Here is a 26,870-nt window from a genome sequence, read left to right as displayed (position 1 = left end):
GGGAAGAGTACCGATGAAGCTAACGATAGGCGAGAACGTTTTTGTCGCCACGAATTATTTGATATTAACGATCATTACCATCGTCATTGTCATCCCTTTTTGGTATGTAATTTGCGTATCTGTGACTCCTTATCATATTTTCAGTGAAAAGGACGGTTTGATTTTATTTCCAACTTCGTTCAGTTTGGAGTACTACACGTATTTACTGAAGGAAGGATCGCTAATTTTTGCGGCTTATGGTAATACGATTCGCAATACGGCAGGAGGCGTCCTGCTCGCTTTGTTCCTTACGACTACAGCTGCTTACGCGCTTGCGGAGAAGAAATTGCCCGGGCGCAGAATCTTTATGCTTTACTTCATCTTCACCATGTTGTTTAAAGGGGGGATGATTCCCACCTATATTACGATCAAACAGTTGGGATTGTTGAACACCAATTATGTACTAATTTTGGTCATGGCTTATAGCGCTTTCAGTATGATCATCATGAAATCATTCTTTGAAAGTATTCCCGAAAGCTTACGTGAATCCGCTTCCATGGACGGGGCATCCGAATTTAGAGTCCTATGGCAGATTGTCCTGCCGCTATCTAAGCCGGTTATCGCAACGATAGGGCTGCTCTATTTGGTTGTTTACTGGAACGATTTCTTCAATGCCATGTTGTATGTCACGGATTGGCACAAAGCGCCTGTACAGCTCGTATTACGCACTATTATTGCCAGTTCCAGCCTTCCGCCGGAGCTGCTTGAAGCAGCAGGGTCTACGCCGCCGCCTACCATAGGCATCCAAATGGCTGCAATTGTGATTGTTGCGCTGCCAATGATGCTGGTTTACCCGTTTATTCAAAAACATTTTGAACAGGGGATGCTGATTGGTTCTGTAAAGGGATAGAAATATACGATTAACTCAAGTCTAGGAGGTCATGTCAACATGTCAAATCAAGGTAAAGTTTGGTCGTACAGCGCAATTGCCGCCATACTGGCAGTGAGCGTAACGCTTGCAGGATGTAGTAAAGCTGTCGATCCGGTTGCTGCGACGACTACACCAACAGGAATCGCTGGTTCAGCCGCGCCAACAAGTGATGAGCCGTATGAACTGAAATGGCTAAAAGGACAAGATATATCCAAGCCTTATGATCCTTCGAAAGATCTCATCATGCACACCATAGAGAAGAAACTGAACATTAAAATCGTTCCGGAAATGGTCGATGTCCAACAGTATAAAACGAAGTTGAATCTGAAGATGTCGAGCGGAGACATACCCGATGTGGTACGGATTGATTTTGCCGATGATTTCCAAAAGTATGCCCAACAAGGCGCTTTTTACGATCTTACGAATCTTATTAATGAAAAAGATACCCCGAATATTCTCAAGGAGGTACCCAAAGAGGTTTTCGAGCAGGCAAAAGTAAACGGTAAAATATACGGTATTCCTTATCAAGGAGGTCCAGGAGCAGGATATCGCTGGAATCTAGTCCTGCGAAAGGATTATTTGGAAAGTGCAGGCGCTCAGGTACCCAAGACACTTGATGAGTATGATAACCTGCTCAAAAAAATCAAAGCGGCTAAGCCGGATGTTATCCCGTTAGGCGGCTATACGGCGCAAATCGGCCAGCAGAAATATGCCAATAACTCTTTTGACCATATTTTTGGTGCTTTTGGCGTAACTCCGGGTTATTTTACTGAGAAGAACGGTACATTCAGCAATTATGATATCAATCCGAAAATGAAAGAAGCCCTGCTTTATTTGCAGAAAATGTATGCGGAAGGACTCATCGATAAAGAATTCGCGACCATTAAAGAAGAGCAGCTGCGCGCGAAACTGTTCAGTGGAAAACTATTTTCGTGGATGGGTTGGTGGTCAACGCCAAATGACTATGACACCCAAGTGGAAACCAATGAGCTCAAGAAAACCGGGAAGCTCGCTTCAGACGGGAAGTTGCCGGATCAGTCCTTTCAACCTCTTAAATATTTGACTTTGACGGACTCCATTGTAGGCTCGGATGGTAAAGCCGTAGCGCCGGCTGGGGCGCCTTTCGGACAAATGCACGCCATCAGCGCGAAAACGAAAGATCCTAAAAAGGTTCTATCCGTCATCGAAAATTCGTTGTCTTTGGAGAACCAAATGTTAACCGTATGGGGCATAGAAGGAGAAGACTACAAAATCGATAACGGCAAGATGAAGCTGATTACCGATTTGCTCGATCCTAAGACACAACAAGATAAGAACGGGAATTTCCGTGGTGTTCAAAGCTATCTGTTCGCCCCAGGTTTAAAGGGCTGGCCTCGATATTTGGAGTCGCTGCCGCTTAGACAATCGCAGGCTTTGGATGTAGCCATCAACAATAAATTCCAAATTACGGATGCCTCCAATTATTTGGATTCGCCTACGAAAATCGCTAAACTTGTAGAACTGAACACAATGCGGGATTCCGTTTTTACACAAATTATAATGGGCGCCGACGGCAAGAAATTCGATGAATTTGTGGAAAAATGGAAATCACAAGGCGGTACTCAAATCCTAAGTGAATTAGAGGCTTCTTTTAAGAAAAAATCAGGCAAGTAGAACAACAACCAACATGTGCAGGACGGTGCTGATCATTTGGTGTATGATTAAGCTATAGTCGAACCGCAGCTGAATTGCTGAAGCCCCTCTTCAGGTGTAAACAGATGGGGCTTCTGCAATAACACCGGTGAAAAAGGGTAGGTTTGGATGGCTATTCGGATACGAAAACAAAGAGGCAGCTCAAGGTTATTGTCCAGGCTCAGTCTTCCGATATTTGCATTGATCGTCACGTTCATCGCACTATTTGCGGCAGCAGCCAGTTACATCCTCATCCGCGTGCAGAACGACCATTCCGTCAAAATGGCGGAACAATCCATGAAATTCGTTTATAGAAATATTGAATATCAATTTGATACGATGAATAACGTTGCGGCATTTGTATTAAGCAATCAATCCATTGAAAATTTACTAATGAATACCTATCAACAGCCTTACGAAGCAGCAGACGATTACTACACCTTGCAGACGAATTTGCAGAATCTGTCTTTATTGTCTCTCCTGAACGATTTCGGCTCAGTCAATATCGCTCAGCAATCATACGTCGTATCCGTTATATTGGAACCGGAGAGCGGGCTTTATGCGATGGCTCCGGATCATTTTTATCCGACTACAGGGATTTATAAAAATAACGATTTGCTAAATCAAGGATGGTATCAAAATCTGAGCAGCGGGAAACAACAGAATGTTTGGTGGGGTCAAAAGACGGATTCAAACCTAGCCATGATCTATTCCGCAAGGAAAAAAGCAAGCCTCAAAGACGGCCGAAGCATCAGTACTGTGATTGTCGGTGCGGATACCCGCAGCGTGAAAGGCGTGTTCGATAATGCGCCATTAGATCAGGGCTTTCATCTGCTGCTTGACGAAAACAATCGTGTCATTTATGGCGAGCGCCATGACTTTCTCTCGAATGCCGGAGAACTGCCTTATGTTCATCAATTAAAAGGAGCCGAAGGCTCCATCGAAACGAAAATAGATGGCGAAACCTATAGAGTCATGTTCGAGACGCTGAAGAATGGATGGAAGCTTCTCGCCGTAGCTCCCAGCAGTCATTTCAGCAGATACACTTTTGCCATTTCGGCAATTGGCGCAGCCACAGCAGCAGCGGCCTTACTCATTGCGGGGATATGGCTCCGAAGAATCGTCGTGAGGGTCACTGTCCCTATCACGAAACTGGTAACAGCCATACAGCGCCCGGAAGTTGTGGAGTTCAAAGTACCGCTTCCGTCACAAAGAACGGGGATCTATGAAGTTGACGAGCTGAACCAGAAGTTCACATCTATGCTCGTAACAATTCATCGCCTGATCGAAAAGTCGTTTACCGAAGAAATAGAACGTCGTCAGCTTCAATTGGAGTTGTTACATGCCCAAATCAATCCCCATTTCCTATACAACACCTTGGATTTAATTAACTGCAGGGCCATTATGACAGGAGATCGGGAGACGAGTCAGGTTGTGCGTTCGCTTGCCAACGTATTTCGCTACGGCTTGAATCGGGGGCAAACCTTGATTTCCTTGGAAGATGAGATCAAGCAAGTTGAAGCCTATCTCCATATTCAGCAGATGATGATCGACGATTTGACCTTTGATATCCAATTACCGAGTGAACTTCGGTCCGCATCTGTCGTTCATCTTATTTTGCAACCGTTAGCAGAAAACGCTATCATTCACGGATTTGCTGAACGCAAGACGGGCTGTCGAATTGTCATTTCCGCTAGATTAGAACAGGGAGAGCTTGCAATCAGAGTGGAAGATAACGGCCGTGGCTGTGATGCGGATAAGATGAATCGTATGCTTGGGCAGCATTTTGTACGAGACGAACAATTTTCAATAGAAGCAGGAAGCGGGTACGGCACCATGAATGTACACAGGAGAATCCAATTGTTTGTTGGAGACGGATATGGTTTGCGGTATTTAAAAGTTTCAGAGGGTACAGGCACCAGCGTCGAAGTTGTTATGCCTTATCGTCCGGAACGAGTTGCAGCAAGAAAGGAGGCTTCGAATGTTTAAGTTGTTAATTGCCGAAGATGTGAAAATCGTGCGGGAGACCTTGGTCCGTGCCATTCGTTGGGAGGATTTAGATATCCATCTGCTAGGTGCTGTTGAGAATGGGCAAGAGGCGCTTGACTGGTTAGATCGGGAGAAGCCGGATCTTCTGTTGACAGATATTGGCATGCCCAAGATGAATGGATTGGAATTGATTGAGATTATCAAATCCCGTAATCCGGATATCCGCTGTATCATTTTATCAGGGCTGAACGAATTTGAGCATGCCAGACAGGCGATTAAGCTGCAAGTGCTGGACTATGTTCTGAAGCCGATTGATCCGGATGCCATTGAGAAAGTACTTACAAATGCGGTTGACGTACTACGCAAAGAGAGGGAAGAACGTCTCGCGCTTAGGATCGCAGAGAAAGCAGCCAAAGAATCGCTTCCCAATTTGACTGAAACCTTGCTTCATAGAGAATGGAGCGGTAATTTAAAAAAGAAGAAGCTGGTTGAGCAGGCAATCCAGTATATGAAAGATGGATATATGCGCAAGGAGTTGTCTTTGTCGGATGTAGCGGATGCCGTAGGGTTAAGCGAAAAATATCTAAACCTTCTGGTTAAAGAAGTAACAGGGGTTACAATGAACCATGCCATTATTCGTCTTCGTATGGAAGAGGCGGCAAGGCTTCTGAAGGATCCAGCCATTAAAATTTATGAAGTCTGCGACAGAATCGGGTATACAGATCAGGATCATTTCAGGGAGAGTTTTAAGAAGCAGTATGGGGCCACGCCATCAGAGTATCGGAACAAGTTTTTATAACGTTGCACCCACTAGTTGTTTTCCCCACATATTCAGTTCATTATTCAGCGAATAGAAGGATAGAGTGAAATATGAGAATGATCGTTAAAAAAAATTCTTTACTGTTCGTTCTCAATGTGCTAAGATACTTTCAGTAAGGACGACGTCATCCTGTTTCAAAAAAAGAAACAGAGCGTGACTGTTTTTTTTAATAATTTAAGAACGATCATTCTTAAAAAATTATTTTCTAAAGGAGAGATACAAAATGGGAAAATTGAATGGGAAAGTTGCTTTAATTACGGGTGGAAGCAGCGGAATTGGTTATGAAACAGCGAAATTATATGTGGCCGAAGGTGCGAAGGTGGTTATTACCGGTCGTAATCAGGAAGCGTTGAACGCGGCAGTAGAAAAGCTTGGTGCATCTAACGTTCTTGCCGTTCAGGCAGATGCGACTGATCCAACAAGTGCAGAAGAAGCTGTATCCAAAGCGGTCGAGACATTCGGTCATCTAGACGTTGTTTTCGCGAATGCAGGTATTTCCGGTTATACGCCTGTTGGAGGTACCGAACTTACTCTTTTTGAGAAAATTATGCAAGTAAACGTGACTGGCGTATTTTTCACCGTTCAAGCTGCTTTACCTTATCTGAAATCAGGAGCTTCTGTGATCTTAAACGGCTCCGTGCTTGCCAAAGGAGGAAGTCCGGGTTATGCAGCTTATGCCGCAAGCAAAGGTGCAGTGACCAGTTTGGCCAGAGTGTTCGTTTCTGAATTATCCCCACTCGGTATCCGAGTAAACACGATCGTCCCAGGAGCTACTCGGACGCCAATTTGGGGTCAACCAGAAGGCTTGTCAAAAGTTGAAGCCGCGTTAGCGCCTAAGATTCCAATGAATCGCTTAGGCGAACCCGTGGAGATCGCCAATGTGGCTTTGTTCCTGGCTTCTGAAGATTCTTCCTTTGTTCAGGGGGCAGAAATTAGCGTAGATGGTGGCGCGGGATCATCCCCGATGGGCGCTCCTGCTTATCGTCAGGCTTAATTGTATTGATTTTTAAAAATGAGTTTGTTATACTTTATTTAAATTTTCAAGAGTGGAGTTGAAGGCATAATGTAGGTTTTCTTGCTAACGGTAAAACATTAAAGCGATTTTTCGCATGTTTTATTTCGTATGCAAGAAAGTTACATTATCTTTCACTCAAACGATACAAGATATCCTTATTTAACTCCGTCCAGGGGTTAATTAACTGTATTTATTTGAGCTACAAGAATGTAACTTTCTTGTAGCTTTTATTTTTTTATACAGGAGGATCTGTCTATGTCATTAATAAACGTTACAAACTTGACGTTCGCTTATGAAGGAAGTTACGATAACATATTTGAAAACGTCAATTTCCAAATCGATACCGATTGGAAATTAGGCTTTACAGGAAGAAACGGCCGAGGGAAGACAACGTTTCTCAACCTGTTGCTTGGTAAGTTTGAATACAGTGGATACATTTCCGCTAATGTAAGCTTTGAATATTTCCCGTTCCCCGTTGAGAACAAAAGCAATAATACGATAGATGTCATCAATGACATTTATCCCGACTATATCCACTGGCAGTTAATGCGCGAGCTTTCTCTTTTAAAGGTTTCAGAGGATGTTTTGTACCGGCCATTTGATTCCTTATCCAACGGAGAGCAAACAAAAGTATTGCTGGCTACGTTGTTCATCAAAGAGAACAGTTTTCTTTTAATTGATGAGCCGACCAATCATCTCGATATGAAAGCAAGAAAACTCGTTAGCGATTATCTTAAATCGAAAAGTGGATTTATCTTGGTATCGCATGACAGATCCTTTCTAGATAACTGTGTAGATCACATTTTATCCATCAATAAGACCAACATAGAAATTCAAAAAGGCAACTTTTCAAGCTGGTGGGAAAATAAGTCGCGGCAAGATCACTTCGAGCTGGCTGAGAACGAAAAACTTAGAAAAGACATTAAACGATTGTCAGATTCCGCTAAACGGACGGGTAACTGGTCGCACGAAGTGGAAAAAACAAAAAACGGAACAAGAAACTCCGGTTCCAAGGTTGATAAAGGCTATATTGGCCATAAAGCTGCTAAAATGATGAAACGATCTAAAGCCATTGAGCAAAGACAGCATTCGGCTATCCAAGAGAAGTCGAAACTCCTCAAAAATATCGAGAGCTCAGAAAGCTTAGAGATTTCGCAGCTTGCTTTTCACAAAAACCAGCTGGTTGAGCTTGACCATGTGTCCATTTATTACGGTGAGAAGACCGTATGCTCAAATCTAAGTTTCACGATTGAGCAAGGTGATCGTATTGCGCTTTCAGGTCAAAATGGCTCTGGAAAATCAAGTATCATCAAACTAATTTGCGGCGAGGATATGAATTTCACAGGCAACATTCGAAAGGACAGCCAGTTAAAAATATCCTACGTGTCCCAAGACACATCGCACCTTCAGGGAAATCTATCTGACTATGCTGCCGAATGTGGGATTGATGAAAGTCTTTTTAAATCCATTTTAAGAAAGCTGGATTTTTCCAGAATTCAATTTGACAAGGATATTTCATCGTATAGCGGCGGACAAAAGAAAAAAGTATTAATTGCAAAAAGCCTGAGTGAGCAGGTACATTTGCATATTTGGGATGAACCGCTTAATTTTATTGACGTCATTTCTCGGATGCAAATTGAAGATTTGCTGCTCGAATACTCACCGACGATTCTATTTGTAGAGCATGACCGGGAATTTTGCCATAACGTCGCAACAAAAATTGTTGAGCTCTAGATCAAAAGCTGCCGTGCTAAGAAACGGCAGCTTTATTAGTTCCAACGCAGTTCTCATATGAAAATTGTGGAGCAACTGTATTTTTGTGTGGCTCAAACCCATCATTCTATGTTATATATGAAATGACTCAAATTTGATGAATGGAGTGATAGGAATGAGAATCGCCGCGCAACTGTATACGCTTCGCAACTTTCTGAAAACACCCGCTGATATTAGCGAAAGCTTGAAAAAAGTTAAGCAATTGGGTTATAACGCTGTACAAGCTTCCGGTATTGGACCCATCGACATTCAAGAATTTAAAGCGCTTGCAGACCAAGAAGGGTTGACGATCTGTGCCACTCATATCGGATATAACGACTTGTTGAATGATATGGACGGCGTCATTAAGAAGCATCAAGCATGGGATTGTAAATATGTCGGTTTAGGCGGACTACCGCCGGAGTTTCGGGAGAACAGTCAAGGTTATGCCACATTCGCCAAACAAGCTTCGGAATTTGGCAAACAGTTGAAAGATGCCGGGCTGCAATTTATCTATCACAATCATGATTTTGAGTTCGCTAAATATGATGGGAAGACAGGCATGGACATTTTGTTTGAAATGTCGGATCCTGATAGCGTCGATTTCGAGTTGGATGTTTATTGGGTACAGGCAGGCGGGGCAGATCCCGTGGAGTGGATCCGCAAAATGGATGGACGTATGAAGGTCGTACATTTTAAAGATATGATTGTGACTCCGGATCGGAAACAGCGTTTTTCCGAGGTCGGTGAAGGCAATATGAATTTCAAAGGAATCATTCAAGCCTGCGAAGACATTGGCGTGGAATGGGCAGCGGTTGAGCAGGATGATTGCTATGACCGGAATCCTTTTGAGAGCTTAGAGATTAGTTTTGCTAATTTAGCAAAATTAGGGGCAAAAGCTTAGAAAAACTTATTTAATTACAAAAAGAACGGCTGCTATTTTACAGCCGTTCTTCATTATTTAAACGCTTAAACGGTACGTCGTTCTACTCGCATTACTTGATTCGTTTGACTCAGCATGCCAGCTTTTTGCCTTTTATGATAATATATATAGGAACCTGCAATGATAATATAGCCTGGAAGAAAACCCAATACGGCCATAAAGCTATCCACAGCGATGGTTGAATACGCAGCACCAGTCAAATCGAAGATCAAACCGGCATATGCCCATTCTTTGATTCGAGGAAAACCGGGAATAAGGATAGCTATGACGCCTAATATCTTGGCAATTCCAAGAAAGGGTAGAAGATAGTCGGGGTAACCCAAATGCTTGAAGAGCTCTACCGCAGACGCTGCTTTTACAGTATCACCGATTGCTCCCATCCCCATAAATAACACCACTAATACAGTAAAAATCCAGTAAGGAATCGTAATTTTTTTCATTGCCTTTCAGCCTCCTAGGACATTAAATTTATGTTTTGAATATACCTCATTAGGAATATTCCTGTCAAGGAATATTTATAACAGTGGAAAATGACGTTCCTCCACACGAGAAAAGGGCATTTCAACGAAGTTGAAATGCCCTTTTTCCCTAGAGCGTGATATGAATGTCGGAATCACTCCACGATCTTTTCTCCACCGGAAGCTAACGGCTCAAACGAGTGGCGGACCGAAGCTTCCTCAATGTCATGGACCGCCCAATGACTGTCTGGGACGTCAGTCCATGGCGAGTGGACGATACCATGAAGCGGCCCTCGGCCGAGGACCCGATTGATCACGGTAACGGCTTCTGCGCGAGTGAGCGGATGAGTTGGACCGAAGGAGCCATCTGCATAGCCGTTCAAGTACCCCGCAGCTTGGGCGGCTTTGATTGCATCTTCGGCCCAAAGGCCGGACGTATCCGTAAAGCCTGCTCCGGACCCAGAGGGACTCACTGCAAACCGGGCGGCAAGAGCTGCCATTTCCGCCCTGGTGATCGGCTGATCCGGTCTGAAGGTGCCGTCTGCGTAACCTTGCATCAGACCCATGCGTGACACTTGGGCAATCGCATCATAAGACCAAAGCTCCGGCTTCACGTCAACGAATTCGCTGCCGCTGCCTGATGCCGGTTTGGCCGCAATACGCGAGAGAATCATTGCCATTTCTGCGCGGGTAATGCGATTGTCGGGACGGAACAAGTTGTTCTCGTAGCCTTGGATGTATGGCTCATGCGAGAAGGACAATGTCCGGCCATCGACTTTCAAAAGGGCAAACGTACTGAATTTGTTCGTTGTGAACTGTATCCCGCGAGCGCCTTGGAACGTGGTCACAGTGCCTTTTTTAAACTCCGTAGTCCCGTCACTGTGTTCGATATAAACACCGATTTGTTGAATCTCAATATCGCTCAAATCATCTGGAAGCGGGAGGACAAGGGTAACCTCTTGATCATGCAGGTTCGTCGTAATCTCTACAGGACGGCCAACCAGCGAAGTGTTTGCGCCTCCGGTAACGCCTAGTACCACTGTCGCCGCGTTTGCGCGACGTTCCAACTCCTTGCCGACTGCCGAAGCTTTTACCGGAACAAGGTTAAAATAACTATCATCTTTTAAGCTTTTGAGCGAACTGTTAGCAATCAGGACTTTAACATTAGCGGTATCGAGATTAAGGTCAAGACCGCTGTCGCCAAGCAAGCTGAGCGATTCTTTGCTCATTTGAACAGTCGTCATGGATACATCATCTTTGGCATCCGGTAAGGAGATGACAGCTGAATTGGAGCCAGAGGTCTTGGACTTCTGAATCAATATTTTCGCATTATCATCTGAGAGCTTAACTTCCTCTTTGCTCGTTCCGTCAGCTTGTGTAGTTCGCACGACATTAAATGCGTTAGGGCTCACAATCGCTCCTCCGTAACCTCCTCCATAGCCGCCGCCACCCGTTTGTGGCGTGGAAGGTGTGCCATTTGCCGCGGCAATATCATATTTGAACGCATCTACAAGCATATAGCTGCCTGATTTTTTGACCGCTTTCAATGTATGAGCACCCTTCGGAAGTGACGAGACGCGGTAAAGACTTTGACCGGCATTCCGGATGGCTGAATGGGCGTTGATCGTTTGCTTCAACTCCCCGTCGAGATAGATGTCGATGTCACCCAACTCCGGCCCCGTTGGTGCGAGGAGTTCGATACCGGTTCCTGTGAACGAATAGAGGTAGGAGTCTCCATTCACGGAAGTTGCATGGACATCGTCGGCATAGTCACCTGTGAAAGAAAAAGTAAGCTTCAAGCTGCCAACAGGTTGAGCTGCGAGATAAGCTTTTTTAATCGTCAATTGTTGGCCGTTAATTTCATAATCGGTAGGATTCACGAGTTTGCTCGCGCCGTTCGAAATGCTTTGCAGGCTGTCCGGGTTGCCCAAGATAGTAACGATCACATCTGCAGCCGTCGTTTTATTGAAGTCAGCGGCAGAGATATCCATCAGGTCGGGCTGCTGGACTTTAAGCGCATCAAGCAGCATGAACTGCCCTGACTTTTTAACTGCTTTCAATGTATGAATACCAGGTGTCAAATTACTGACTGTATAGACTTCTTGCTGGGCTATGTTATGCGAGTTCGCTCCGAACGTATGAGCCGTTCCATATAGCTGACCGTCGATGTAGATGTCCACATCGCCTTGGCCTTGATCGACTTCTGTTATATAAGTAATGCCAGTGCCATTAAAAGTGTAGGTGAAAAAGTCGTTGTTTTGCTCGACATAATGCACGTCCTTGCCATAGTCGTTAAAAGGGCGGTTCGTGCTGCGGTTCCAAGCGCCGGTGTAGTGGATTTCCGAGCTGTCGTCATTGATGTAAGTGTACCTTCCGGGAGAGGCAGAGTTGCTAACTGTAATGGCGAACGTTCTGGGACTTCCAGAAAGGAATGTGAATGTCAAATTCGTTAGTCCAACAGGCTGTTGATTCAAGTAGGATTTTGAGATTTTTACAACATTATTCGTAATTGTGTAGTCCTGACCAGGTATTAAGCTGTCTATGCCGTTGATAATGCCAGTCAGGCTGTTGGTGCTTCCAAGTGTAAGCGTTGTTAAGACGTCCGTTTGTGCGGATGTTTTCTTGTCAAAAGCAGCGGTTGCAGGATTGAGTGACGTTCCCGTGATTGCGATAGAAAGTGATTGTGAGTCTCCACCTGCAAAAGTGAACGCCAGTTGGACAGGCTGCCCCGATGGCTGCTGGAGGAGGAATTCTTTCTTAATCGTTACAAGATTGCCTCCGCTTATCGTGAAGTCCGTATTTGGCTGCAGAGACACAGCACCATTTGTGATGCCTGTCAGCGAACTTGCGCCAAGAAGGAGATTCGACGTAATGTCGGCAGGCTGATCTTTGTCAAAACTGTTCGCAGAAGGTTGGCCAAGCAACGTTTCAGTCGTCACCTTTAAAGCATCCAGGATGAAATAGTATTGGCCGGTGCCGTTTCTTAACACTCTAAGCGTGTGCTGACCTTGCGGAAGATCGGCAATCCGATAGACCGAGTATAAGCCGGTTTGTTGAGGGCCTTCAGCATCGACAGTGCCCTTTAACTGTCCATCGATATAAACGTCCATTCGTCCATTGGATGTGCCTTGTTCAGAGAAAAGTTCAATGCCAGTGCCCGTGAATGAGTAGCTGAATTCCGGCTGCGTCCCGTTGTCCGGCTCACCGTAATGAACATCATCCTGATAGTCCCCGAAAGGTCTTCCGCCGCTGTGCCCCCACTTGTTCGAATACTGAATCAATGGATCCGTATCGTTGATGTAGACAGCGTGAGAGACTGTGCCGTTAGATGAATTCGTTTGCGGTGTTGCTTGATTTCCGATTTGACTACTAGCACTAGCGGGAGAAGGGGAAGAGTCCGTAATTGCAATGGACAAGTCTTGCGCGTCGCGAGCCAATTCTTTGCCGCCGTTACGTGTCCAAGTGCCGGTGTATCTTACGCCAGTGTCGTCGTCATTGACGAATGAAGAACCGCTTTGTGCCGTTATTTTGAAGAGGCGAGAGGCGTGCGGTTCCAAGGACACAGGACCATAACTTGACGTATAAGTGCCAAGCTCGGAATGGCTCCACAGGTCGCGAACGGAAGCAGGGCCGCTCAGCCCGATATCGTTCCAGTTAACGGTCACAGGCGCTGCTTTGTTGCCCAGATTGAAAAGAGCAACCGTGTACGTTCCGTCACCGTTATTCGCATACCAGACTTGCTGATTGGTCGATGTTGAAACTGGGTGTACCGGACGCCCAGCTTGATTAACCGCGATGACTTCGTCATTCGTCAGCAAGTCAAGACCATAGGCGTCGAGGTTGGATAGGTCGTCGCCTGTATAGAACTGCGCGGCTGAGGCTGCCCACAGCGTAGCTGCGGTTTGCCTTTCGTCTTTGGTTAAACCGGAGGTAGCTCCATTGCCGACATTCAAGGAGTCGAAATCATTCCAACCTCCCGGTCCGGCATCCCGCCACCAAAGGGCTGCGTCAGGGAACAAACGCGCAATATTAGCCCATTGCGTCATGCCGACCTCGCGGTCATAGGACTCTACATCCCAATCGACCCGCCAACCGTTCGCATATTTTTTCCAATAATCCACGTAGTTGTGGTCGAGAGCCCAAGATAATTCAAACCAAATATTGTGTCTGCCAAGCGCTGTTGACCAGGCTTTGACATCGTCACGCGCATCGATGCTGACATCATTATGCCCGGAGCCTGGTGTGACGCTATCGAATTTGACGAAATCCACACCCCAGGAAGCGATGGCATCCGCGACGGAATCGATATATTTTTGCGAGCAAGGATTGCTGAAATCAATTTTGTATCCAATGTTCCAATAATCCGCGAACTTGTAAGGTTTTACGACGATATCACCGATGTTACAGCCAGGAGCATTATAAATAGGTAAGTTCTGAGTGACCGCTTCAGGCGAAACGCCGGGAATTAAATAGAGGCCGGCTTTTTGGCCGTTACCGTGGATGTAGTCGACGAGATTCTGAAAACCTCCCGGATAAAGCGCAGCACTCGGCACCGGTCTGCCGTATTCGTCCATGCTGCCGTTCCAACCCGCATCGATATTGATATATTTGTATCCGTGAGACTGCAATTTCTCGTGCATGGCGTCAGACATCTTCTTGATCTTGGCTTCGGAAATCCAGTTGCCGGACGGACCATCGTAGACCTGCATGCTGTAGCTGCTCCAGCCCATATACGGCTTCTGTGCCAAGCCATTGTCTGCCGCTCTGACCTTGCTTTCGCCGGAAGGGATGTAGCCGATCTGCGCAATGACAATGATAGTAAGCAGCAATCCCAGCCATACCTTCCTTCGGCGTTGCAATCTGCTTTTCATCTTCACTTGTCTCCTTTGTCGTTGAATTAACTTCGTTTATGTAAGCGCTACCGCACTTGCACATGTCCGATTATATAAGATCATTTCTGAAAGTGGATAGGTACATTTCTGCCTGAAACCGTACCAATTGCCCGTTTTTATAAGAAAAGCGCTATTCCTCGGAGCCTCTCAGAGGGGGAAATGAAAAGAAGCTGTCCCCTTAGTAGCTTTAACTACAGAGACAGCTTCTCAGATGTATTTCGGTTAACTTTAATGTTCGGTCAAACTGTGAAGTGGAACTTCTTGTTCTTGATCAGGTTGATCTAACGGATAAATTCTCGCCGTTTCATTCGTTTCATCGACATTTTGAATATAAATAGGAACGCCGTTGCAAGAAACATTGGCCATGACCGGTGAAGCAGCGATTTGTGTGGCACGTAGTTTATTCACGTCAATTAATCTCCTTCAGGTAGTATAAACACGAACATATTGTTTCCTCTCTAGCGGCTAATTATTTGAGACCATATAAAAAAGAAGCTAAGCACATGTAAGCTGCTTAGCTCCTCATTCAAAAGACTATTTAATCACACGTCGCGCTGTCATGTAATGAGAATTCCAATAAGAGTTAATCGTACTGATTTTCACACCGCCAGCACCGTAAGTATTAAGCATTTTGTTATTTCCAAGGTAAACGCCTACATGACCGACTCCTGATCTGCCAGGGACGGAGAAGAATAGCAGGTCGCCTTTCTTCCAATTGCTTTTTGACACATAACTACCAACTTTGGATTGCTGAGCAGCAGTCCGCGGCAAAGTGATGCCGTATTTACCGAAAATGTATTTCGTCAGTGTCGAACAGTCAAAGTTTCGCGTTTGTCCAACTGCTGCACCGAACTTATAAGGTGTGCCCAGATATCTTTTGCCTAGTGCGATAATGCTATCTGCTTTCGACGTACTTGTAATTGTAGCGTCAATAGTAGAAGTATCATTATTCGTAGCAGCTTGAGTAGGCTGTGGACTACTAATTACCCCTCCTGAGATAGCAACGGTCGCTCCAATTGTCAAAATAGCCAATCGCTTGCTCCATTTATGATGTAATGTCATAGTTGTTGTCCTCCTCCTTGTTGTGAGCGCTAATTTCTTAGCTGAGCCTAGTATAGCAGACTGGAAGTCTCCTATAATTTGCTAGGAGAAGAGAAAACCGTGGGCTGGCAAGGGTCAAGCCTGCTTTATTAAAAAACCATGAGAATCTTCTCAAAAAATTATACTTGACGAGCTAAATCATCATGAAACCCAGGTAAATCAACATTTTCACCATTCAAAACAAGGAATTTTCTATTCAGAATCCGGCCACTTGTTCATAAAAAAACAAAGAGCAGCTTAAACTAAGTTCTAGTTTAAATTGCTCTTTGTTATTGGAATGATCATTGCGTAGGCAAGCCATTCGGAACATAGTACGGAGGAATTTTAATCCAGCCACGTTTCCGCATTAAGGTTTTTAAAGAAGCTCCGTACTTTAATTTCTCTGCCTGAAAACCTGCAAACATGAAGCCCACATCATTGCGCACGGATTGAACGGCACCGGTCGCACACATCATGTAGTTGGCGACAACTTTAATGGAAAGTGCATTGGCAATCTCATCATCCGTTAATTTGACGCCCATTGGGATGGCGTGAGGGTCTGATTGTGGTTTTTTTTCGGATACCGGTGGGAGAGTTACGCCTTCTCGCAACATAAAATCCCTAAGTATTTTTGATTGCGTACTAGCTATCTCCATAGAACCATGGAGGGCATCTAACAATTCGATATCTGTTGTCGTATTGAGTCCAATTTGTACACTTGCTATTTCTTCTTCCAGCATGGTTAAGTACGTCCAACAAGTCATGGCTTCGCCTATATGTAAGGGTGGTTTAGGTTCGTCATCAACGAGAGTTTTCATCACATCAACAACTGTTTCAAGTAGGTTTGTCAATCGAATATCACCTTTGTTTTATTCGTTAGTTTGTTTAATCGTACAAAAATTATTCAGATTTGCTTTTTTCTATTAACTCGTTCATATGTGCTGCATGAGACATTCCCCAGTCGTTTATTGCTTGTAAAAGAGGTCTCAATTTCTTGCCATATTCGGTTATGGAGTATTCCACTTTTGGAGGGATTTGAAGAATGATTTTACGGTGCACGATATCATGATATTCTAACTCTCTTAATTGCGCGGTCAACATTTTTTTCGTTATATCCGGGATTGCTTTATGAAGTTCAGTAAATTTCATCGTTTCATGCTTGAAAAGGTGAAAGAGAATAACGGGTTTCCATTTGCCGACCAGAATTTCAAAAGCAGCTTCGACACTACAACCATCAGGCAATTGATATCCCCCTTTGATAACGCCAATTTCATTGTTGCCGTATATTTTAATAGATGATTCAAAATAAAAAACCAGAACAAGGCGGCCGAATAAGGCTGCCTCTTTTTGGTTAATCTCAACAACGGATTAGCTGCCGCGTTATGAGTTGCCATAAGAATGTGAACGTGATACAATGTCCTGACGAACGTTCGGAAGGGTGATGAAAGATGACTGCTGCTCGAATAAAAGAGGTTGCCCTCAAGCATTTTGCCAGTAATGGATACGAAGGTGCCTCACTCGCGGATATTGCAACGGATGTAGGTATCAAGAAGCAATCGATTTATACACACTTCAAAGGGAAAGATGAACTTTTCCTTGCGCTGCTTGACGATGTGCTTGCCCGGGAATTGACATTTGTTCTTGAGTATCTTGAAAGCCATAAAGATCTTGCCGTCGACCAACTGCTTTATGGCTTCCTTATTCAATATCAGGATTGCTATGAAAAAGATGATAATACGAAGTTTTTTTTGCGTGTAGCCTTTTTCCCGCCGACTCATCTCTATGAGGTCATCGTCCAAAAGGGTTATCACTATTTAGATACTTTGGAAACGATGTTAGTCCCGCTCTTTGAGCAAGCAATTGCAGATGGGGCCATATGCAAAGAGGTCAGCAGTAGCGTGGCGACCGTTGCTTTTTTAGCTGTGTTAGATGGCATGTTCGTAGAATTGCTGTTTGGCGGAGTCGAAAGATCGATGAAAAGAATAGAAGCTTCTTGGTTTGTCTATTGGCGCGGCATCAAGAAGTAATCAACAGGAGGAGGTTCACACCATGTATCGTAATTGGATTTATATTTTTATAGGGGCCTTTTTCGAAGTTATATGGGTCACAGGTTTAAAACATTCGGATACAACGCTGATGTGGATAGGAACAATCATTGCAATGTATATCTCATTTCATCTGGTTATTAGCGCATCTACGAAACTGCCGGTGGGTACCGTCTATGCGGTCTTTACGGGAATGGGGACTGCAGGCACAGTTTTGGTTGAAATGCTGCTGTTTGGAGAACCGTTCAGGTTTCTCAAAGTATTTCTCATTCTCCTGCTTTTATCCGGTGTATTCGGACTGAAATTTGTCACGAAGGAGAATGATAAGAAAGGAGCTGCCGTCTAATGGGTTGGATTTTTCTGATGTTTGCCGGTTTGTTCGAAGTCGTAGGCGTTGTGGGGATGAACCAGATTAATAAATCGAAAAATATTCGCTCGTTCAGTCTTTTCATCGTTGGTATTGTTATGAGTTTCTCGCTTTTAAGCCTGGCGATGAAAAGTTTGCCAATGGGCACTTCGTATGCCGTCTGGACAGGGATCGGTACAGTTGGCGGGGCCATCGTCGGCATGCTTTTTTATGGTGAATCCAGGGATTGGAAACGTATGATATTCATCGCGATGGTATTGAGCGCGGCCGTTGGTTTGAAATTAATTGCATAACCACATAGATATCAATTTACAAAAAAAATGCATGAATAAGATGGTTTCGATCGTAATGAGCCGTTTCCTAAATAGAAATCCTATGTAATAATAGACATAAAAAAAGTAAGAGGTAAAGGAGTACATCTTCAATGAAAATCAATTATCATGGTCATGCTTGTATTCAAATTCAGACGGGGGATAAATCTCTCATCATCGATCCTTTCTTAAGCGGCAATCCTACGGCCAAAATTAAGCCGGAGGACATTAAGGTTGATGCCGTGCTGCTAACGCATGCGCATATGGACCATATTCTAGACGCAGCGCCTATTGCGAGTGCCAATAACGACGCACCGGTTGTCTCTATTGTTGAGCTGGCGTCTTATATGTCTTGGCAAGGAGTAAAAAATACCGTCGGCATGAACATGGGAGGCACGTTCGATTTGGGCTTCGCTAAGGCGAAAATGGTTCAAGCGTTCCATAGTTCTGGGATTGTAATTGAAGAAACGAAACAAATTCTGTACGCGGGCATGCCTGCTGGGTTCCTCGTGTTTGCAGAAGGCTTGACGATTTTGCACGCGGGAGATACTTCTTTATTCAGCGATATGAAAATGATTGGCGAGCGCCATCCGATCGACGTCGTTTTCTTGCCGATTGGAGACTTCTACACCATGGGACCGGAAGATGCCCTCCAAGCCGCGGAATGGTACAACGCGAAACTGACAGTACCGATTCACCACAGTACATTCCCTGGTATCAAGCAAGACGCGGAGCTTTTCGTGAAACAGCTTGAAGCGCGGGGGTTAAAAGGTAAGGTCATGGCACCTGGCGATGAGTTTGAGATAGCGAATCGTTGATATGGGTCTAATGTAGGATATGTCGATGATTTTGTCGAAAATATTGTTGAGACTTCTAACATTCAAAAAACCGCGAGGGTTATACGCTTCGCGGTTTTTTTGTTTTTTAATAGATAATATTTTTCACAATTTCTAGTGGTGGTCATGGTATAATTGAACTATTATTCGACAACATGAGCGTATTTTTTCAAAAATAGAGAATGGCGTGGATTTATTGTAGCTAAAGGGGGGCTTAGTTGTGAGTGAACATACATCCGCAAGTCGGACAACTAGCAGCCAAACAACGGCTCAAGCTCAGCCGATCAGGTCCGAGACGGAAGTTCCAAGCACACTGGATACTCTTCAAATGACACCTGCAAGTATTATGCAAATGCAGAGAACCCTGGGGAACAGGGCGGTTCAGGGGATGGTTCAAAGGATGGGGAATACACATCCCCTCATTCAAAGAGCGGGAGGAGCCAGTGCATCCCCAGCTCCTGCCGTATCACAGGAGCAGCAGCAGCGAAATGCCGATCTTGTAACGGCACGTGACGCGAAAGTTACGACACTTGTTGATAGTGCTTATACGGAAATCAGCGAGAAACTGAAGAGAGCTATCGATACTTACTTGACTTCAGATTCACAAGCGGATCCGATTCGTAAAAATGTGAAAGAAAAAGTGAAAGCAGAAATCAGAGCGAGTATGGGGTCAACGGGTACAGCAGAACAGAGAGAAGATGCCTATAAGTTCGCACAAGCAAAAGCAGATGGCATTATGATAACCAAATTAAAAGAATATGCCATTGAAGTAGCGGATAGCGAGTTTGCAGACACTAAAAAAACGGCCATGAAAGAAGAAGCGAATAAAGCCTATCTGATTACGCCAAATTTAAACAATGCCACATTTGAAAAACAGAAAACAAAAGCAGCAGCTGATGCAAAGAAAAAGCTGGATACATATTCCAAAACCTTATTCACTAATTCGGTTACGTCATCTAAAAGAGCCATTGCCTTGAAGTTCGCTCCCCCGACTGCAGCCGGAGGTACCTCTGGTTTTGATTCCATAAGTGTTGGAAGGGCTGGAACGGATGAGTTAACCAAGCGAATTGGGCTTGAAAGCCGACTGGTCGACTTAGATGTTGTGAGGCAAGAAACCGTCGACGGGACGACTAGAGATATTAAAGATATGGAAGAAATTTATCAAACCGTCCTGTTCGCTCCTATGAAATCAGCGGTTTTATCCAAATTAGGCGTAGGCCGAAGAGCGTTCAGAAGATCGGCAGAGTTGAATGCGTATCGTGAAGATCTTAAAAAAGCAGCACGAACCAAAGTTAATGCGCAGATCAATAATGAGATAGATAATCCATCAAGTACTTCAACCCAAACAAACGCTGCACCTACAGGAACGGCTCCGACAAGTGGGGCACCAACGGGTGCAACCCAATCTTCAACAAGCACTCTGGGACCCATGCAAAAAGAATATCTGAAAACGGCTACGAAAGCCGTTGCCTACAAGGAATCCAAAGTCCTTGTAGACGATGTGATGAGGGATGAGGCTAATCTCATTCTGGAAAGAGTCATTCCTAAAGCCCTTACCATAGAAGATATGACAAAAGTAGCAAAAAGCTCAGCTTATGAAGTGGCTAGATTACCTGAAGCCAAAGCGGATAAGATTCGAGCAGCAAGCGTCAAGGCAGCTGAAGAACACGCAGCTAAATTGCTGAAGTTGAACAAAGATAAAGCTGTTCTTGAAGCTAGGAAGCTCACAAAAGGAACCAAAGCGGAAGGGACTACGGCTGCGACATTACCGGATGCAGCTAAAACCACGCAAATTAAAGAAGCGGTTCAAAATGATGAAAAAACGAAGAAACTTGCCAAAACAATAGTCAAGTCTGTAGAAGCAAGCGATTTATCTTCCGGGTTAACAAAAGTCGGTCATTTAATCGACATTTCAACACCTAACCCAGGAGATTCAAGTTCATTAGAATTAGAGTTAAAAATTCCAGTTGCCTCCGCAGCAGGCGGCGGAAATGCCTACTTCCTTTTCGGATTCGCAGGAGAAGCAGAGCGGGAAGCGGATGAATTAAGCGTAAATACCCAATTAACCTTTGGCGCAGGGTTTACGACCTTTGGTTTTGATGCAAACGCACGTTTCGGGCTATTCCTTGAAGGAAAAGGTAAAGATACAGATACTGTCATGAATTTACTTTCTTATGGGTTATACAGACAGATGCCGGAAAGCGCACAGGCATACTTCTGGGGGAAAGGCGGTAAATCCGGGGAGTCAAGCTTGATTGAGGCTGAGAAGTGGGCCATGATGATTGAGGAAATGCATATGGGTGATGAAGAAGCCGAGGTGAATGTTGGTTTCCTTACGAAATTGGCGATGGAAGCTAACGTAGGTGTCGCATCATTTTCTGCTGAGCTTGCATTCAAACGGCTCAGTAAGTATAACAAAGAGATTATTGAGACGAAGGGCAAGGATGCAGCTGGTAATGTGATGTCTGCGGCAGAGCGCTTAACGGCTGAAAAGGCCGGTAAAGGTATTGGCAAAGGCGAAGTTAATACAACCGTAGAAGCGGGAACGGAAATAGAAATTGAATTTGGTAAAGACAAAGTTGCTTTTGGTCTTGAAGGCTCTGCGACCTTCTTAAATGGGGACGAAACCAAGCTCAAAGAATTGAATCTGCAGCTATCGGCAAGTATCCCTTCCCAATTCGGAGAAGAAGGTGGAGATTTCACCAAGTATGCATCCAAAATTGTCACTGCTGCGATTGGCGGAGGGAAAAATATTACCGCTCTATTCAGGAAGGGGCTCGCTTCCAAGGCAGAAAAAGGAAAACAAGTGACTGGTTCATTAGTAGATGCTGGAACTGATGGGTTATTCACGGGGAATTATTTCGATGATATCGGGGCAAGCTTCGCCTCGCGAATTAAAGGGGATGAAACCGTTAACGATACCATGCGTTCTTGGTTACCAGGCCAAGATTCAGAGGCATCAGATATTGAATCAGTTGATAAAATTGGACTATCCAATGCGCTTAAGCTGGAAATAGGTTTCCAAAGGGAATATGATGGAAGAAGCGTACCAACATCACCGTGGGCAATCACACTTTCCGCCAGCCAAGTTAAGTCGCTAGAAGTTGATGCAGAGATTGTTAAGGTTGCTGTAGAGAAGTCCAAGCGACTTGGGCAATTAGAATTCCGGAATGATAAAACTATGAAGTATGAGTTTATCGGGTTTGGTGGTGGTGGCCAGGACCGTCCGGCGCCTACTCCTGCTGCAAGTACGGCCACTGCTGGAACGACTGGTGCCGCAGGAGCGTCAAGTACGGCAAGTACAGGGAATACAGCAAGTACATCGAGTACTTCGAGTACTTCAACAGCACCGGTTCAAACTCCAGCACCGAGTACAGCGACTACACCAAGTCAGGTACCCGTGGTCACGCCATAACATAGATTCGCAGAAACAACATGATGTAAAGGAGGTTTGTAGATGGTTGATCTGAGAGCTAATGGTGACGAAGAGAAGTCACATTTGGATTTTGACATCGAAATCGTATTTCTGACCCTCGTGGGTGATGCGTTAAAGGCTAATGCCAAACGAATAACCCTTATTGAATCTGAGGAGAAGTCCCATTGTACGCTTTCTCTTGAAGTAGAGTGGAGCGTATACCAGCAATTGTTAGCTGGAGAATGGATGGGGCTGTTCGCCCAAAGAAGTAATAGGGATTTAGAAGTGAAATTCGATGAGAAGCAACCTGTCGAGCTTCAAGTCATGTTAAAACAAAGCCTTATGAAAGCTGCACTTCGCAAGGGTTCAGAGGTCGAAAATGTTCTGCAATCCTTAGTCGAGGACTCCGAAGAATCACGACCTCTGCGCCAAAGCGAAAGCTGGCTGATCACAGATGTGAAGCAGCAAATGAGTTTGCCGGAAGAGCTGGATGGGGGCACTTTGAGAGTTGGCTACCGCACCCAATGGGCCGAGCCTGCGGTCACAAAGGCAGCGTCCACCATCATGAAGTCTACTTTGAATGAGGTCGTGAACGACTACCTGAAACGGATGGAATTGCCTTTTGAATGGGTGGATGAAACCATTGCCCGTTTATCATTCTCAGGAGAGAATGGCGAATGGATCGTGTTGGTTCGTACAGATGAAGAAAAGCAAATTTGTATCGTATTTTCTATTTACCCGGCGTTAGTGCCCGAAGAGCAGCGGACCGAGGTGGCGAAATTCCTTTTTGAAGAGAATTATGACTTGGTGATCGGCAACTTCGAGATGGATGCAACCGATGGGGAGCTGCGTTATCGAACAAGCATCGATGTAGAGAACGACCGGTTGACTTTGGAGCTTTTCAATCAACTTTTTACTACCAATGTAGTGATTATGGATCATTACTACCATGTGATTGATGACATCATACAGAACCCATAGTTCAACAGAGTCCGCTAAATAGCGGGCTTTTTTTTCTGAGTAAATTGAAAGAAATTGGAGTTTACTATTATAGTAATGCCTATCGTTTGTTTCTATAATTAACTAAAAACATAACGAGGTGAGCTAGATGGAATCAACAATTGTAACCTCAACAACCAAACGTCGGTCTACCAAAGTAAAACGATGGGACTCCTTTATTACCGGGCATTTGTTTATCTCGCCTTGGTTAATTGGATTCTTATTGTTAACGCTTTATCCGATGATTCAATCCCTTTATTATTCATTTACCGATTTTTCGTTACTTGAAGAGGCGAATTGGGTAGGGGTCAGGAATTACGAGAAAATATTCACGGTAGATACTAGATTCTATCAATCCGTCAAAGTAACTTTCCTCTATGTGCTTGGTTCCGTTCCTTTAAGGCTAATTGCCGCATTATTCATTGCTATGCTCCTTGCCAAGAGCCTTAGAGGGATATCAGCCTACCGAACAATGATCTACTTCCCTTCGTTAATTGGAGGAAGCATCGCCGTATCGCTTTTATGGAAAAATATTTTTGGCAGAGACGGTTATATCAACGAAGTTCTTGGTTTATTCGGTATCCAAGGCATGGGCTGGATCAACAATCCAGACACCGCTTTGAGCACATTGGTTCTGCTCGTTGTGTGGCAATTCGGTTCAGCGATGGTCATCTTCCTGGCGGGATTGAAACAAATCCCACAAGACCTTTATGAAGCTTCCTCTGCGGATGGAGCGGGCAAGGTTAGACAGTTTTTTAACATCACGTTACCGATGCTATCTCCAACGATCTATTTCAATATCATTATGGGAATCATCGGCGCCTTCCAAATGTTCACGCCTGCCATGATCATCACACAGGGTGGACCTATGAATTCTACGTATGTATACGCTTTATACTTATATGAGCGCGCTTTCAGTCAACTGCAAATGGGATATGCCTCCAGCCTTGCTTGGATTATGTTGATCATTATTGCACTTTCGACTTCGGTCATCTTTCTTTCATCCAAGTATTGGGTTTTCTATGAATCTGAAAAGGAGGAACAGAAATGAGTACCTCTTTACAACGTAGACATATATTCACTCACGTCATTTTAATATGTTTGAGCTTAGCCATGATCTATCCAGTCCTGTGGTGGGTCGGAGCATCCTTAAAGTCCAATCAAGAGCTGAGTATGCCCGGTCTGTTCCCGGCACATCCGTTATGGAGCAATTTCTCGAAAGGTTGGAATGCCATTCCAGGCCATTCATTTACTGATTTCTACATCAACAACTTTGAACTCATCATTGGACTTCTGTTTACGACGGTCATTTCTTGCAGCTTGGTTGCTTTTGGGTTTGCTAGATTGCAGTTTCGGCTGCGAAATTTCTGGTTCGCAATCTTAATGCTAACCCTGATGCTGCCGGGTCAAGTAACGATCATTCCACAATATTCGTTGTTCCATCATCTCGGTTGGGTCAATACCTATTTACCGTTCATTGTGCCTCACTCTTTGGCCGGAGGTGCAGGCGGAACCTTCTTCGTATTCTTACTTGTGCAGTTCATTCGGGGGATTCCAAGAGAACTGGATGAATCGGCGAAAATGGATGGCTGCAGCTGGTTCGGAATCTACTGGCGCATCGTGATGCCGCTCACGAAACCTGCACTTCTGACCGTAGTTATCTATTGTTTTTTGTGGAATTGGGATGACTTTTTTGGCCATCTGCTCTACATCAACTCAGTCGATAAGTATACGGTAGGACTGGCCTTAAGAATGCTCAATGATTCGCAGTCCGCTCAGCAATGGGGACAACTTTTGGCGATGGGGCTTGTTTCCATTATCCCGTCGGTGCTCATTTTCGCATTTGCACAGAAATATTTCGTAGAAGGAATTGCCACAACAGGGATTAAAGGTTGAACAAATCTTAGGAGTATTTTGAAACAAATCGTTGGGTACTATCATAGGCATGATGATTTGATAGAGCTATAGTTAGTAAAGATTGAAAATTCAAACTACTATATCACGAAGGGGTTATGACAAATGGCTACAATGAGAAAAAGACTGACTATCGCCATGTTAACAACAGCAATCGGATTATCGTTAGTAGGATGCGGTGCGGCAGAGTCATCGCCTAAAGCAGCCGATAGCAAGAGTCCGAGCAGTACAACGAATGCTACAACAAGCAATAAACCGGTTAAACTGCGCATTATGTGGTGGGGATCTCAGCCACGTCATGATGCGACTTTGAAAATGTTGGAACTTTATACGAAGAATAATCCGAATATCACGTTCGAACCGGAGTACTCAGGGTTTGACGGTTATATCGATAAATTGACTACGCAAGCCGCAGCGAAGAATGCGCCGGATATTATTCAGATGGACGCAGCTTGGCTCGCAGATTGGAACGCTAGAGGTCAGTTAGCGGATATCAGCAGTATCAATGAAAAGGATGTAGATCCTAAACTAGTTGAAGCTGGAAAATACAAAGATAAGCAAACAGCCGTTCCGCTTGGCGGAAATGCTTGGGGTCTCATTTATGACAAAGGGTCATTAGATAAACTTGGGATTAAGCTTCCGGCAGAAGGGATTACCTGGGATGCATTTTTCAGCCTAGCGAAAGACATTAAGTCCAAATTGGACAAGGATCATTACGTCATTGGGGACTTTGCGAGAAATCGCGATATGTATACGTCCTATCAATTAAGTAAAGGAAAAGGTTACCCCGTCACACCGGATGGAAAGTTTAATTTCGATAAGGACACCTGGTTGGAATGGATGAAGATGGCCGAAGATTTCCGCAATGCGGGTATTATTCCACCAGCGGATGTATCGGTCAGTGACGTTGATTTGGATCCGAAGCAAGACTTAATGCTTACTGGTAAAATTATCTTCAAAGCAGCACATGCGGCACAAGCTTCTTCATGGGATAGCCTAAAACCTGGCAGCATTGGTGTTTATGCAATGCCGAAGGACAAGCAGGGCGGAAGTTGGTTGAAGGCAACATTCTTCTTTAGCGTCAGCCAAGATTCTCAGCATAAAGAAGAAGCGAAAAAGTTCATTGACTGGTTTATTAACAATCCGGAAGCAGGAGAAATTTCGGGAACGACACGCGGTGTGCCTGTTTCAAGTAAAATTCTCGCCCAATTACAACCGAAATTTAGTAGCGCCGATAAATTAACGATCGATATGATCAACATGGCTACACAAGGAGCTCAACAATTTAATCCGGGTGCGAAAGGTTGGAACAATTTCGATACGAAGGATTACAAAACGATTACAGAATCAATTATGTTCGGAAAAATGAAGATCGAGCAAGGATTTGACGAGCTGAAGAAAAAATCGGCTGAATATGAAAAATAAGTAGTTGTGAGCACCCCTTAGTTAACAT

At 44.5% G+C, this 26,870-nt stretch carries 22 protein-coding genes; 16 read left to right on the top strand and 6 right to left on the bottom strand.

Features of this window, described 5'->3' with window-relative positions; all coding sequences use genetic code 11:
• Positions 1–13 precede the first annotated feature (13 nt).
• The 7 genes from ACUN27_RS19830 (at position 14) to ACUN27_RS19800 (ending at position 9,061) form a co-directional block, all read left to right on the top strand.
• Positions 14–889 carry a carbohydrate ABC transporter permease gene (locus ACUN27_RS19830; protein ID WP_445559480.1) on the top strand — a complete coding sequence of 292 codons (876 nt, stop codon included), beginning with the start codon at positions 14–16 and terminating at the stop codon, positions 887–889.
• Positions 890–928: 39 nt separating this feature from the next.
• Complete coding sequence (locus ACUN27_RS19825) at positions 929–2,563, top strand: extracellular solute-binding protein (protein WP_445559479.1); 1,635 nt, start codon at positions 929–931, stop codon at positions 2,561–2,563.
• A 147-nt stretch (positions 2,564–2,710) separates the two neighbouring features.
• On the top strand, positions 2,711–4,570 hold the full coding sequence (locus tag ACUN27_RS19820) for a sensor histidine kinase (RefSeq protein ID WP_326060483.1): 1,860 nt from the start codon (positions 2,711–2,713) through the stop codon (positions 4,568–4,570).
• Positions 4,563–5,369, top strand: coding sequence for a response regulator transcription factor (locus ACUN27_RS19815; protein ID WP_326060482.1), 807 nt, complete (start codon positions 4,563–4,565; stop codon positions 5,367–5,369). Before ACUN27_RS19820 ends, ACUN27_RS19815 begins: the two co-directional genes overlap by 8 nt.
• Before the next feature lie 244 nt (positions 5,370–5,613).
• The gene (locus tag ACUN27_RS19810) at positions 5,614–6,384 is read left to right on the top strand and encodes an SDR family NAD(P)-dependent oxidoreductase (RefSeq protein WP_326060481.1); all 771 of its coding nucleotides are present in this window, start codon (positions 5,614–5,616) and stop codon (positions 6,382–6,384) included.
• 276 nt (positions 6,385–6,660) lie between these two features.
• Complete coding sequence (locus ACUN27_RS19805) at positions 6,661–8,139, top strand: Lsa family ABC-F type ribosomal protection protein (RefSeq protein WP_315950041.1); 1,479 nt, start codon at positions 6,661–6,663, stop codon at positions 8,137–8,139.
• Between the two features lie 154 nt (positions 8,140–8,293).
• A complete protein-coding gene (locus tag ACUN27_RS19800; RefSeq protein ID WP_157326385.1) occupies positions 8,294–9,061 on the top strand; it encodes a sugar phosphate isomerase/epimerase family protein in 768 nt (255 codons plus the stop codon).
• Between the two features lie 65 nt (positions 9,062–9,126).
• On the opposite strand, the gene ACUN27_RS19795 is transcribed toward ACUN27_RS19800, so the two are convergent.
• From ACUN27_RS19795 to ACUN27_RS19770, 6 genes are all read right to left on the bottom strand, one after another.
• Complete coding sequence (locus ACUN27_RS19795) at positions 9,127–9,540, bottom strand: DoxX family protein (RefSeq protein ID WP_315950044.1); 414 nt, start codon at positions 9,538–9,540, stop codon at positions 9,127–9,129.
• Between the two features lie 173 nt (positions 9,541–9,713).
• Complete coding sequence (locus tag ACUN27_RS19790; RefSeq protein WP_445559478.1) at positions 9,714–14,429, bottom strand: X2-like carbohydrate binding domain-containing protein; 4,716 nt, start codon at positions 14,427–14,429, stop codon at positions 9,714–9,716.
• Positions 14,430–14,678: 249 nt separating this feature from the next.
• Positions 14,679–14,858, bottom strand: a complete 180-nt coding sequence (locus tag ACUN27_RS19785) for an H-type small acid-soluble spore protein (protein ID WP_315950047.1) — start codon at positions 14,856–14,858, stop codon at positions 14,679–14,681.
• A 126-nt stretch (positions 14,859–14,984) separates the two neighbouring features.
• Positions 14,985–15,512, bottom strand: coding sequence for a C40 family peptidase (locus ACUN27_RS19780; RefSeq protein WP_326060479.1), 528 nt, complete (start codon positions 15,510–15,512; stop codon positions 14,985–14,987).
• A 320-nt stretch (positions 15,513–15,832) separates the two neighbouring features.
• Entirely contained in the window at positions 15,833–16,381 is a 549-nt protein-coding gene (locus ACUN27_RS19775) for a DUF3231 family protein (protein ID WP_315950049.1), read from the bottom strand.
• 49 nt (positions 16,382–16,430) lie between these two features.
• The gene (locus tag ACUN27_RS19770; protein WP_326060478.1) at positions 16,431–16,772 is read right to left on the bottom strand and encodes a winged helix-turn-helix transcriptional regulator; all 342 of its coding nucleotides are present in this window, start codon (positions 16,770–16,772) and stop codon (positions 16,431–16,433) included.
• A 206-nt stretch (positions 16,773–16,978) separates the two neighbouring features.
• Between ACUN27_RS19770 and ACUN27_RS19765 the strand changes: the two genes are divergently transcribed.
• The 9 genes from ACUN27_RS19765 (at position 16,979) to ACUN27_RS19725 (ending at position 26,842) form a co-directional block, all read left to right on the top strand.
• Positions 16,979–17,557, top strand: a complete 579-nt coding sequence (locus ACUN27_RS19765) for a TetR/AcrR family transcriptional regulator (RefSeq protein ID WP_315950052.1) — start codon at positions 16,979–16,981, stop codon at positions 17,555–17,557.
• Positions 17,558–17,579: 22 nt separating this feature from the next.
• Entirely contained in the window at positions 17,580–17,921 is a 342-nt protein-coding gene (locus ACUN27_RS19760; RefSeq protein ID WP_326060477.1) for a DMT family transporter, read from the top strand.
• The gene (locus ACUN27_RS19755; RefSeq protein ID WP_326060476.1) at positions 17,921–18,235 is read left to right on the top strand and encodes a DMT family transporter; all 315 of its coding nucleotides are present in this window, start codon (positions 17,921–17,923) and stop codon (positions 18,233–18,235) included. Before ACUN27_RS19760 ends, ACUN27_RS19755 begins: the two co-directional genes overlap by 1 nt.
• Before the next feature lie 131 nt (positions 18,236–18,366).
• Positions 18,367–19,071, top strand: coding sequence for a metal-dependent hydrolase (locus tag ACUN27_RS19750; RefSeq protein ID WP_315950055.1), 705 nt, complete (start codon positions 18,367–18,369; stop codon positions 19,069–19,071).
• A 238-nt stretch (positions 19,072–19,309) separates the two neighbouring features.
• The gene (locus ACUN27_RS19745; RefSeq protein ID WP_326060475.1) at positions 19,310–22,504 is read left to right on the top strand and encodes a hypothetical protein; all 3,195 of its coding nucleotides are present in this window, start codon (positions 19,310–19,312) and stop codon (positions 22,502–22,504) included.
• Between the two features lie 42 nt (positions 22,505–22,546).
• Positions 22,547–23,485, top strand: a complete 939-nt coding sequence (locus ACUN27_RS19740) for a YbjN domain-containing protein (RefSeq protein ID WP_326060474.1) — start codon at positions 22,547–22,549, stop codon at positions 23,483–23,485.
• A 127-nt stretch (positions 23,486–23,612) separates the two neighbouring features.
• Positions 23,613–24,554 (top strand): carbohydrate ABC transporter permease, encoded by a 942-nt coding sequence (locus ACUN27_RS19735; RefSeq protein WP_326060473.1) that lies wholly within the window; start codon positions 23,613–23,615, stop codon positions 24,552–24,554.
• Positions 24,551–25,399 carry a carbohydrate ABC transporter permease gene (locus tag ACUN27_RS19730; protein ID WP_315950061.1) on the top strand — a complete coding sequence of 283 codons (849 nt, stop codon included), beginning with the start codon at positions 24,551–24,553 and terminating at the stop codon, positions 25,397–25,399. The genes ACUN27_RS19735 and ACUN27_RS19730 overlap by 4 nt, the downstream gene beginning before the upstream one ends.
• Positions 25,400–25,522: 123 nt before the next feature.
• On the top strand, positions 25,523–26,842 hold the full coding sequence (locus ACUN27_RS19725) for an ABC transporter substrate-binding protein (protein ID WP_326060472.1): 1,320 nt from the start codon (positions 25,523–25,525) through the stop codon (positions 26,840–26,842).
• Positions 26,843–26,870 lie beyond the last annotated feature (28 nt).

Source organism: Paenibacillus sp. WC2504, from assembly GCF_052682475.1.
The sequence above is the reverse complement of the archived record's forward strand: the minus strand, read 5'-3'. Positions and strand labels throughout refer to the sequence as shown.

Coding starts and splice junctions, on each gene's coding strand:
- ACUN27_RS19830 (WP_445559480.1), top strand. CDS start 14: ATGAAGCTAACGATAGGCGAGAACGTTTTTGTCGCCACGAATTATTTG.
- ACUN27_RS19825 (WP_445559479.1), top strand. CDS start 929: ATGTCAAATCAAGGTAAAGTTTGGTCGTACAGCGCAATTGCCGCCATA.
- ACUN27_RS19820 (WP_326060483.1), top strand. CDS start 2,711: ATGGCTATTCGGATACGAAAACAAAGAGGCAGCTCAAGGTTATTGTCC.
- ACUN27_RS19815 (WP_326060482.1), top strand. CDS start 4,563: ATGTTTAAGTTGTTAATTGCCGAAGATGTGAAAATCGTGCGGGAGACC.
- ACUN27_RS19810 (WP_326060481.1), top strand. CDS start 5,614: ATGGGAAAATTGAATGGGAAAGTTGCTTTAATTACGGGTGGAAGCAGC.
- ACUN27_RS19805 (WP_315950041.1), top strand. CDS start 6,661: ATGTCATTAATAAACGTTACAAACTTGACGTTCGCTTATGAAGGAAGT.
- ACUN27_RS19800 (WP_157326385.1), top strand. CDS start 8,294: ATGAGAATCGCCGCGCAACTGTATACGCTTCGCAACTTTCTGAAAACA.
- ACUN27_RS19795 (WP_315950044.1), bottom strand. CDS start 9,540: ATGAAAAAAATTACGATTCCTTACTGGATTTTTACTGTATTAGTGGTG.
- ACUN27_RS19790 (WP_445559478.1), bottom strand. CDS start 14,429: ATGAAAAGCAGATTGCAACGCCGAAGGAAGGTATGGCTGGGATTGCTG.
- ACUN27_RS19780 (WP_326060479.1), bottom strand. CDS start 15,512: ATGACATTACATCATAAATGGAGCAAGCGATTGGCTATTTTGACAATT.
- ACUN27_RS19765 (WP_315950052.1), top strand. CDS start 16,979: ATGACTGCTGCTCGAATAAAAGAGGTTGCCCTCAAGCATTTTGCCAGT.
- ACUN27_RS19760 (WP_326060477.1), top strand. CDS start 17,580: ATGTATCGTAATTGGATTTATATTTTTATAGGGGCCTTTTTCGAAGTT.
- ACUN27_RS19755 (WP_326060476.1), top strand. CDS start 17,921: ATGGGTTGGATTTTTCTGATGTTTGCCGGTTTGTTCGAAGTCGTAGGC.
- ACUN27_RS19750 (WP_315950055.1), top strand. CDS start 18,367: ATGAAAATCAATTATCATGGTCATGCTTGTATTCAAATTCAGACGGGG.
- ACUN27_RS19740 (WP_326060474.1), top strand. CDS start 22,547: ATGGTTGATCTGAGAGCTAATGGTGACGAAGAGAAGTCACATTTGGAT.
- ACUN27_RS19735 (WP_326060473.1), top strand. CDS start 23,613: ATGGAATCAACAATTGTAACCTCAACAACCAAACGTCGGTCTACCAAA.
- ACUN27_RS19730 (WP_315950061.1), top strand. CDS start 24,551: ATGAGTACCTCTTTACAACGTAGACATATATTCACTCACGTCATTTTA.
- ACUN27_RS19725 (WP_326060472.1), top strand. CDS start 25,523: ATGGCTACAATGAGAAAAAGACTGACTATCGCCATGTTAACAACAGCA.